The sequence below is a fragment of the Nibrella viscosa genome, assembly GCF_039541875.1.
GTDB classification, from domain to species: Bacteria; Bacteroidota; Bacteroidia; order Cytophagales; family Spirosomataceae; genus Nibrella; species Nibrella viscosa.
In genome coordinates this window covers 204,604-214,308 of sequence record NZ_BAABHB010000012.1, presented here as the reverse complement: position 1 = coordinate 214,308, position 9,705 = coordinate 204,604, and the positions used below count along the sequence as shown (strand labels likewise).

General features: G+C 51.9%; 9 protein-coding genes. 4 read left to right on the top strand and 5 right to left on the bottom strand.

Annotation, left to right across the window (positions count from 1 at the left end; all coding sequences use genetic code 11):
* Window positions 1–109 precede the first annotated feature (109 nt).
* The 3 genes from ABD931_RS23135 to ABD931_RS23125 form a co-directional block, all read right to left on the bottom strand.
* Window positions 110–238 carry a hypothetical protein gene (locus tag ABD931_RS23135; protein ID WP_345270381.1) on the bottom strand — a complete coding sequence of 43 codons (129 nt, stop codon included), beginning with the start codon at window positions 236–238 and terminating at the stop codon, window positions 110–112.
* Between the two features lie 90 nt (window positions 239–328).
* Complete coding sequence (locus tag ABD931_RS23130; RefSeq protein ID WP_345270380.1) at window positions 329–757, bottom strand: hypothetical protein; 429 nt, start codon at window positions 755–757, stop codon at window positions 329–331.
* Window positions 758–1,347: 590 nt separating this feature from the next.
* Complete coding sequence (locus tag ABD931_RS23125) at window positions 1,348–1,533, bottom strand: hypothetical protein (RefSeq protein ID WP_345270379.1); 186 nt, start codon at window positions 1,531–1,533, stop codon at window positions 1,348–1,350.
* A 174-nt stretch (window positions 1,534–1,707) separates the two neighbouring features.
* Between ABD931_RS23125 and ABD931_RS23120 the strand changes: the two genes are divergently transcribed.
* Window positions 1,708–2,142 carry a helix-turn-helix domain-containing protein gene (locus ABD931_RS23120; protein WP_345270378.1) on the top strand — a complete coding sequence of 145 codons (435 nt, stop codon included), beginning with the start codon at window positions 1,708–1,710 and terminating at the stop codon, window positions 2,140–2,142.
* A gap of 42 nt (window positions 2,143–2,184) precedes the next feature.
* The gene (locus ABD931_RS23115; protein WP_345270388.1) at window positions 2,185–2,832 is read left to right on the top strand and encodes an IS630 family transposase; all 648 of its coding nucleotides are present in this window, start codon (window positions 2,185–2,187) and stop codon (window positions 2,830–2,832) included.
* A gap of 168 nt (window positions 2,833–3,000) precedes the next feature.
* Here ABD931_RS23115 and ABD931_RS23110 read toward each other — a convergent pair whose 3' ends face one another.
* Complete coding sequence (locus ABD931_RS23110) at window positions 3,001–5,766, bottom strand: alkaline phosphatase family protein (RefSeq protein ID WP_345270377.1); 2,766 nt, start codon at window positions 5,764–5,766, stop codon at window positions 3,001–3,003.
* A 231-nt stretch (window positions 5,767–5,997) separates the two neighbouring features.
* Window positions 5,998–6,513: a DUF2911 domain-containing protein gene (locus ABD931_RS23105; protein ID WP_345270376.1), complete on the bottom strand. Its 516-nt coding sequence runs from the start codon at window positions 6,511–6,513 to the stop codon at window positions 5,998–6,000.
* A 148-nt stretch (window positions 6,514–6,661) separates the two neighbouring features.
* Between ABD931_RS23105 and ABD931_RS23100 the strand changes: the two genes are divergently transcribed.
* Both ABD931_RS23100 and ABD931_RS23095 read left to right on the top strand, forming a co-directional pair.
* Entirely contained in the window at window positions 6,662–8,467 is a 1,806-nt protein-coding gene (locus tag ABD931_RS23100; RefSeq protein WP_345270374.1) for an acyl-CoA dehydrogenase, read from the top strand.
* 80 nt (window positions 8,468–8,547) lie between these two features.
* Window positions 8,548–9,639: a YheT family hydrolase gene (locus ABD931_RS23095; RefSeq protein ID WP_345270373.1), complete on the top strand. Its 1,092-nt coding sequence runs from the start codon at window positions 8,548–8,550 to the stop codon at window positions 9,637–9,639.
* Window positions 9,640–9,705: the final 66 nt, after the last annotated feature.

Below are 9,705 nucleotides of genomic sequence, written 5' to 3'. Positions count from 1 at the left end.
GCCTGCCATCAGGCGTTGAATCGCTTCCTGACGGAAGCTGGCATAATCAAAGTCTTTTTTCCCCTTTCCCATTTTGTTGTCAAGTTAAGACATTCTTACTTGACACACTTTACTGAACACTCTCCTTCTTCTTCCGTTTTTTCTTCGCATGCTCGTTATCTTCCTGCCAGCGCTTCTGCGTAGTTTCGGTGCGATCGAGTTCTTCAGATTCGGCGAAGGCTTTCTGTGGGTCAAACACGCGGACTTTGTAACTTTGACCTGATAAAGATGAAATTAATCTAAACTATTTGTCAGATTAATATTTGACTAATACAGCTAATGAAACTCGTTAATTGTTTATTGATTCCTGAAGCTTTACTAGATTCCCTTTTATTGAAAGAGCGTGATTATAGCTATCAAATGGAATCAAAAAACTCATTCTTACTAAGAATACCGGTGTCTCCTTTTTAGGTTCTCCTACATCATAGCAATCATCTCTTCCTTCACATACAAATACTACATATGATTTCCCTTGTTCGTATCTGGTTTTTAACTTAACCATGGCAAGGTTAATAGTTGCAACTCGTTTATCCGCGTATACAAGTATCAAATTAGTATCATCCAAATCAACTTTGGTAATTCTACTTGATGCACGGCAGAAGTTTTTAAACTGGTAATTTAAAGCTTTAAGAACCTGTTCAATATCATGGTCTTTATTACCAAGATTACTAAAAAAAGTGGTCGACAAGATTAACAAATAAGATAAAATGGTAGTCATAATGTAAAAGGTCTATTAAAGATTTTCAAAACTATACAAATTACAAGCTTATGATCTAAGCAAAGAAGCCTTTATAGAGGAGAGCGTTATTCTGTAATATTTTCTATCAACCGAGCGGCTACGAGGCTATTGTTACGACGGTTGTTGAGTTACAGCTTTATTCACTCCTCTATAAAAGTTCTCAAGCACATATATTATCAATTAAAACGTTCTACTTTCTTGACTTATCTCGAACACTTAGCAATTTAAAAGCACTTATTTATACACTCTGAGAGTATCTTAGTATCAACTGTATTCTACCACTTCACATGGCTTTGTTGCATGGCTCAAATTAATAAGCTTACCAGGCGTAGTTAGCGTTTTGTCGCATAGCGACATCATAGTTGTAGGCAAATTGCTTTGAAATGCACCAAGCGTGCCGTAGGTATGCTACCTAAATAGGCTTGTTTGTGTCGTACCTACGGCACGCTGAACACTGTCTGGCCACTTGAATGCTACAAACATAATGTCGCTACACGACTAGTGAACCTACCAAATGGGCCATACAACAAAGCCACTTCACATTAATCTTGTTAATACTTTCCTTAAACTTAGCCAATTACATACCAATATATAAGCCCAATTTTAATTGGACCATGGCTAGCGTAAACTTCTTCACACTTTCTAACAAATTCTTCCTTCGCTTGCTCTGAATTAGATGATAACAATTTCATGTATTGGTGATGCATAAAGCCATCTGCTCCTTCTATAACGGCGGTTAAATTATAATTTTTCATAGTATTTAATTTTTTCTACAAAGTTCAGGCCATATCTTTTCTTTGTCAAGAGCTTTTTGTGGATTTAAGTTCTGGGAAAAAAAACTTCTTACTTTGATTGGAAGTTTCTAACTAGTGTTGCTTAAAGAGTATTATGGCGACTTTCTGTGCTTTTGTCATTAAACTCTTTATACGATGACCAAGCACCGAATCTGCCTCTTACCCACTGAACGGGCTGAACTACTGGCCAAAGTACAAAAAGGGAAAGCTTCGGCCAAAGCCATCCAAAAAGCTCAGGTCTTGCTGGCCAGTGATGAAGCGGTTGAACGGCAAAGTCAGACCCACATTGCCCTGACTTACCATCTCTCTACCCGCAGCATCGAGCGGATTCGTAAAGACTTTTGTGAGCGGGGTATGGCTGTGTTTCAGCCGAAGCCTCGCCAACCCCGCTCCGACAAAAAACTTACTGGTGAAGTGGAGGCCCATGTGGTGGCCATTGCCTGTAGTGAACCGCCGGCGGGCGAAAGCCGCTGGAAATTGCAAGCCATCGCCGATCGGCTCGTGGCGTTACAGGTGGTGGATTCGCTCTCGCACACCAGTGTGGCTACTGTGCTAAAAAAAATGAGTTGAAGCCCTGGCGGGTGAAAGCTTGGACGGTCGGCCGCAGCCGTAATTCCACCCCAGCAGAATGCCGAGTTTGTCTATCGTATGGAACAAGTATTAGCCGTCTATGAGCGTCCTTATGAGCAGCAGTATCCAGTAGTGTGTCTGGATGAGTCGCCCAAACAGTTTCTGGAAGTAGTCGAATACCGGGCCGCTGATGGTACTCGCCTACAGGATTCAGAATATATCCGCCATGGCGTAGGCGAGGTATATATGGCTTTTGAGCCTTTGGCGGGTAAGCGTTATGTGTCCATCCAAGACGACCATACCGCCCGCACCTGGGTAGGTGTGATCGCTACTTTACTGGATGGCCCTTACCGCAACTGCACCAGAATGACACTGGTAGGTGATAATTTGAGTGCTCATAAGCCTAGCGCTTTTTACGCGAACTTTACAGCCGAAAAGGCCAAAGCGTATCTGGATCGGCTAGAATTTGTCTACACGCCAAAGCATGGCAGTTGGCTGGACATGGCCGAGATAGAGTTGTCCATCTTACAGCGGGACTGCCTGAGTCGCCCAATGGCTACTAAAGAGAGGCTAATCAGCGAAGTGGCGGCTTGGCAGGAGCGCCGGAATCAACAGCAAGCGAAGGCCAACTGGCAGTTTACCACCAAGGATGCCCGAGTTAAGCTACATAAGCTATACCCGACTATTTAACCTTTAAGCAACACTAGTTTAGATGCCTCCTCCAGCAGCTTTAGTTATTCATCGAAGACCTACACTATATCAGCTAAATTGTAAAAACATGTTTTTCGACTCTTCAAATTGCACTTGCTCGTTCGCGATTGTATCGCTAATGAGTATATAGCATAGTGCTGTAAAGGCTTACTGCTTCTTCTTCCGTTTTTTCTTTGCCTGCTCGTCATCTTCCTGCCGGCGCTTCTGCATGGTTTCGGTGCGGTCGAGTTCTTCGGATTCGGCGAAGGCTTTCCAGTCGAATTTCTCGTCGAAGGGGTCGAGGGCTTTCTGGGGGTCAAACACGCGGGCGTCGACGGGTACGGCGTGGTAGGGGTTAAAGTCGGGTTGGTCGGTGAAGAGGTCGGCGAGGTCGGTAGCTCCGGCATCGTACTGGTTCTGGTAGGGCATACCCAGAATGTGCCAGAACGTTTTGAACACGCTGCCGAAGCTGTAATGCCCATGCCCCACGTAGTTCTTTTTGACGTAGGGCGAAATCACCAGCAGCGGGCTCCGGTGCGCATCAATATGGTCTACGCCCCCCTGCGGGTCGTCTTCCAGCACCACAATAACCATGTTCTTCCAGTAGGGGGTCTGGGACAGAAACTCGATGGCGCGGCCCAGTGCCAGGTCATTATCCGACATATAGCTTTCCGTAAACGGGAACCCAGCTTTGGGGCGTTCGCGGGTGCCGTGGTCGTTGGGCAGCATCAGCGTAATCAGGGACGGCAGCGTTTTGCCCGGACCCGTCCACCGTTCGTTGAATTCTTTGATAAACATATCCGTCCGGAACTGGTCGGGTACCGCCATGTTGTAGGTCGGAAAGATGCGCGACGACCGGTCGTACAGCGGAGCGGGCAGGGGGTAATTGATGGTGTACTTTTCGCCGATGTACTTCATGGTGCTGTCGCTGTAGGCCCCCGCCATCTCTACGCCAAAACCGAAGTTGAAGAACGCCTTGCCGTGCCGCTCCAGGTGCTCCCACATGGAGCCGGCTTCGTTGTAATCTTCCGGGTAAATGGAACCGGCCGAGCCATAGAACGCCAGGTTACCGGGCGCATTGGAGCTATCCCGCATATTGCGCCGACCGCCGTAGGCGGCTGCGGTGCCGGTTTCGACCCATTCGTTGGGGTAGGTGTTCACCATCCAGCGGTGCCCGTCGGCCGAAACGTCGGCGTCGCAGTAGAAGTTGTCCGACATGGCAAACCGCTGTGCCAGCGCCAGGTGGTTGGGCATCACCGTGACTTTACTGACCGACCGGGCCTTGTCGCGGCTGGTAAAGGAAGCATCGCGGCCGTAGCGGGCCAGCGCCGGATCACCCTGCCCACCGCTTACCTGCCCGAATATCTCGTCGTAGGTGCGGTTCTCCTTGGCGATAAAAACAATGTGTTTGATGGGCGATTCTTTGTGCCGGGGGTACAGCGGAATCGGATTGGTATGGCGACCAGTGGGAACGGGTGAGAAACGGAAGTTATTATCCACCACCTGCCGGGTTTCGGCAGCCAGTTGGGCATCGGCGGGAATGTCGATGACGGAGACGGTTCCTTTCATCAGGCCGCCGATGTAGCTGCCTTCCGGTCCTATCTGAAAGTTTTTGCCGCCGTTGGGACCGCTACCGAAACCTTTGGCGTTGGCGACAATCAGCTTTTTGCCGTCCAGGCTCACCTTCAGCTTCGACGGAAACCAGCCGGTCGGGATGTGGCCGATCACCTGCATGGTTGGTACGTCAATCACCCCCACGGCATTGATACCCGCTTCGGCCACATAGAGCCGCTTACCGTCCGGCGAGAGCGCCACCCCGAACGGAATAACCCCCCGCCACTTACCCAGCCGGGGGTCGGACGAAAGCGGAATGTTGCGCACCACCGTGTCTTTTTTGATGTCGATGACGGAAATGCAGTCGTTGTTGCCGTTGCTGACAAAGACGTACTGGTCAGTTGCCACCACCGAGTTCGGGCTGGAGCCGCCAATGGCCGGAAAGTCTTCGATTAGCTGCCCCACCAGGAAGCCGGTCTTGATTTTCGCCCGAACCTGCGGCCGACTGCCCAGCGTAATACGCCAGACCGAAAACGCTTCGGGCGCGTTGGGGTCCCCCAGCGCCGGAATACCTTTCTCGGGTACGCCTTCCTTCATTTCTTTGGAGCCGTATTTGGAGGCCGGGTAGTCGTGGGCGGTTTCCTTCAGATTCTTGCGGTCGAGGTCGGTGAAGGGCTTGTACTCGAATACGCCCACATTGGCCACGTAGGCCGTTTGCTCATCGGGCGATAACGTGATGCCGAATGGGTAGCGGCCGGTGGGTACGTTATGCAGGATTTTCCGGCCGGCTACGTCGATGACCAGCATCCGGAAGCCAATCTGATCGACGGCGTACAGCGTCCGGCCGTCGCGGCTCAGCACCATATCGCCGATGTAGCCATGTGAGTAGTCGGTGCCGCCGTTCTTTACGGCGCAGTTGATGGTTCCGGTGCGTTTGCCGGTCGTCAGATCGAAGGCAAAGATCTTGTTGGTTTCGCCACCGGCCACGTACACGGTTTTGTTGTCCGGCGTAATGGCCAGCCCCATAAAGCAGGCTTCCAGAATCCCTTTGTCGTTTTTGGCCCCCTCAGGCACCTGCCGCACCTGCGGATTGGCGGCCAGAATAGACCGGATAATGGAGATGGAAAACGGCGAGATGCCGGAATTGGCGGTTACCACAGTCTGACCATCAGGACTGATGGCTAATCCATAGGGGTGTGGAGCCGTGGTAATTTGCTGCCCTCTTGGGGTGATGAACCGGCCGTTGGGCAGTACGGTGCGGCCACTTTTATCGATTTTGGTGTATTCGCTGGCAGCCGGGGCTGAAATGAGGAAGCTCGGCTGCGCCTGTAGGGAGAAGCCTGACGTGAAAAGAAAGGAGTACAGGAAGAGCTTTTTCATAGTGGGTGGAGTAATGGGTAGTGGCGGTAGTACGCGCAAAGAAAACAAGCAGGCTCGTGCCTGTAAAGCGGCACGCGCAAATTTCACAAAAAAAGAAAGCCCGGCCATTGTAGTGACCGGGCTATTTTGGGTTGAAGTCTATAGTTGGCTGACGTCCTTTTAATACCGGGTTCCTTTCAACCGCCGGGCGGCCTCGTACAAACTTCGGACTTCAACCTACAAAGTTCAAACTCACTTAATCGGAACGGCAATCATGGTTTTGTCCCAGGCGATGGTCAACTGATTGTCGGTTGGGGTGATCACCAGCTTTTCGGCTACGTCGTTGGTTGTTTTAGCCGGAACCTTCACGCTGGCAACATCTTTGCTTTTGTGTTTCTCGTAGTCATACGCCCCCCACTGACCCAGTTGGCCGTTCAGGATAACGGTCCATTCTTTCTCGTCGGGAATAGTGAACAGCGTGTAGCTGCCTGCTTTAACCGGTTTGCCGCCGAAGTTTACGTCTTTGGCAAAGGTGATTTCGGTAGCTTCGTTGGCACCAGTACGCCATACTTTACCGTATTTTTCGAGGCTGGTAGAGCCTTCGGGACCAAAGATCACCCGTCCTCGTTTTGACGGTTGGCCGTACTTCACTTTAATGTTCTTGCTGGGGCTTTCCGCCGTTACCGCCGGGCTTGGCTTGTTACCCTGGGCATAGACAAACGAAACGGTGAGGAAAAGAGCGACCAGGATTGCACTCAGTTTTTTCATGTTACGTGTTTGATTAATGGTTACGTGGCAATTAGACACGCAAAGTAAACGATAATTTTTTGGGTGAGGTATACTTTTATGGCGCAAAAAAAGTATTTTTACCGGCATTGGTATGCATGCATACCTTTTGCAAAAAAGACCACATCGTATGACGACTCCTTATTTCAGCAAGCGGAACCTTCGGTTTTTATTGTTCGAAGTGTTCAATGCCGGGCAACTGACCCACTATCCGTATTTTGAAGCGCACGACCGCGAAACCTTTAATCTGGTGCTGGAATCGGCCGCGCAGATAGCCGATACGCTGATGCACCCGTACCTACGGGATATTGATAAGAACCAGCCCGAACTAAAGGATGGCAAGGTTACCGTTCACCCCAAAATCCGGGAATACCTCACGGCCATGGGCGAAGCGGGCCTCATCGGTGCCGGTTTCTCGTTTGAACACGGTGGGCAGCAACTGCCTGAACTGATCAATGCCTCCGTCAGCTTTATCCTGATGGCCGCTAATAATGGCATGATGTATATCGGCCTGACCTCGGGCGCGGCCCACCTGATCGCGTCATTCGGCACACCGGAGCTGCAGGAGACCTACGTACCGAATATGCTGTCCGGCAAATGGCAGGGGACGATGGCGCTGACCGAACCACAGGCCGGTAGCTCCTTATCGGATGTGATGACCACCGCCGTTCCACAGCCGGATGGCTCGTATAAAATCAAAGGCCAGAAGGTATTTATCTCCGCCGGTGACCACGATGCCTCCGACAACATCATTCACCTGATGCTGGCCCGCATCGAAGGCGCTCCCAAAGGCACCAAGGGTATTTCGCTGTTTGTGGTGCCCAAATACCGGCCCGACGGCAATGGCGGCTTCACCGACAACGACGTCACCTCGACCGGCGTCTACCACAAGATGGGACAGAAGGGCGTACCGGCCATGCACCTGACGATGGGCGAGCGCGACGACTGCATCGGGTGGCTGGTTGGTCAGCCGCATCAGGGTCTGCCGTATATGTTCCAGATGATGAACGAAGCCCGGATCGGCGTGGGAATGACGGCGGCTGCCATTGCCACGGCGGCTTACTATGCCGCGCTGCAATACGCGAAGGAACGGCCGCAAAGCCGCCGGCTAAACGAAAAGAACCTGCTGGATGCTCCCCAGACGCCGATTATCAACCACCCCGACGTGCGCCGGATGCTGCTGTTCCAGAAGGCGGTGGTGGAAGGGTCGCTCTCTATCTTATTGGAGTGTTCGCGGTTGTCAGACCTGATTCACGTAACAGAAGGCGAAGAGCGGGAAACTTACCAATTGCTCCTTGACCTGCTGACGCCGATTGCCAAAACGTATCCGTCGGAGATGGGTGTGCAGTCGGTCAGCCAAAGTATGCAGACGCTCGGCGGCTATGGTTATACCGAAGATTTTCCGATTGAGCAGCTCTACCGCGACATCCGCATTACGCCGATTTACGAAGGCACTACGGGCATTCAGGCGCAGGACCTGCTGGGCCGGAAGGTGACCATGAAAGGCGGGAAGGCTACCCAACTGCTCTTCGCCGAAATCCGCAGGATCATTGCCGAAGCCTCCACCCACGACGACCTGAAGCCCTACGCCGATAGGCTCGAAGGGGAGTTAAAGCGCATCCATGACGTAACGATGAGCCTGCTGCCGTTTGCCGGTCAAGGCGATTACGAGCGCTTCCTGGCCGATGCCACGCTGTACCTGGAGCTGTACAGCATTGTCACCATTGCCTGGCAGTGGCTGAAGCAGGCCGTTGTAGCTAAGCAGGCGCTACTGACCCAAAACCCACAGGGCGACGAACTGGCTTTCTACGAAGGTAAGTTGCACACCATGAAGTACTTTTTCCACTACGAAGTGCCCAAAACCCTCGGCCTAGCCAAACGCCTGCAAGACACCGAAGTGCTGACGATCGTGTCGGAAAAAGAGCTTGCCCTTTAGGAGTTAAGAATTAAGAGTTAAGAGTTGTTGGGAGACCGGTAACTCTTAACTCTTCACTCTTAATTCTTAACTTTGCCCCCATGCCGCTGATTCAGCCGTCAAGCTACCGGCCGCCTGCCCGTCTCTGGAACGGCCACCTGCAAACCATCGTCCCGTCGCTGTTCCGGCGCGTAACGGTCAGCTACCTGCGCGAGCGCATTGACACCCCCGATGATGATTTTCTGGATTTGGATTGGGCGCATGCTTTTGAGCAAGGGGCAGGGGGCTTGGGTCGTGGGGTCGATGGGGACAGCGGAGGAAATGCGGAGCCAGGTGTAAACGAGATTATAACGACAGGCGGTAGCCTTTTACCCCAAGCCCCACGCCCCAAGCCCCCTGCGCAAAAGCCCCTTGCTATTCTTTCCCACGGCCTCGAAGGCGATTCCAGCCGGCCGTATGTGGCAGGAATGGTCCGGCATCTGACGGAGCATGGGTTCGATTGCCTGGCCTGGAATTTCCGGTCATGCAGCGGGGAGATGAACCGGCAACTGCGGTTTTACCATAGCGGGGCTACCGAAGACCTCGACCATGTAGTACAGTATGCCATCGAGAAAGGGTACACCAATATTTCGCTGATCGGCTATAGCCTGGGCGGTAACCTTACGCTGAAGTACGTAGGGGAGCGGGGGCATGATTTGCCGGCTGAAGTTAAAAAAGCCGTGGCGTTTTCGGTGCCGATGGATCTGGCAGCCAGCAGTGTGATGATCGACCGGGGCTTCTCCCGCGTGTACCTCAGGCGCTTCCTCCGACACCTGCAGGAGAAGGTCGTAGGCAAAGAAAAATTGTTTCCCGAAAAAATATCTTCCAAAGACTACCGCCGGGTTCGTACTTTTGCGGACTTCGACGATCGGTATACGGCACCTCTGCACGGGTTCCGCGACGCGCAGGATTACTATCAGCAAAACAGTTCTATCCGGTTTTTGCGGAGTATTGCCATACCGACCCTCATCATCAACGCTAAAAACGATCCGTTACTGGCTCCGGAATGTTATCCGGAGGACCTCGCCCGGGAACTACCGAACGTATATATGGAGTTTCCTGAGCAGGGTGGCCACTGCGGCTTTCCGTCCAGCGACCCCATCAACGGCGTGTACTGGTCGGAGCAGCGGGCTTTGGCCTTTTTGACCAGTTAAGCACATCTTCAACAAACGATAGAAGATCTTCTGAAAAATGATTAGTGACGCGGCTTTTGTTGAATT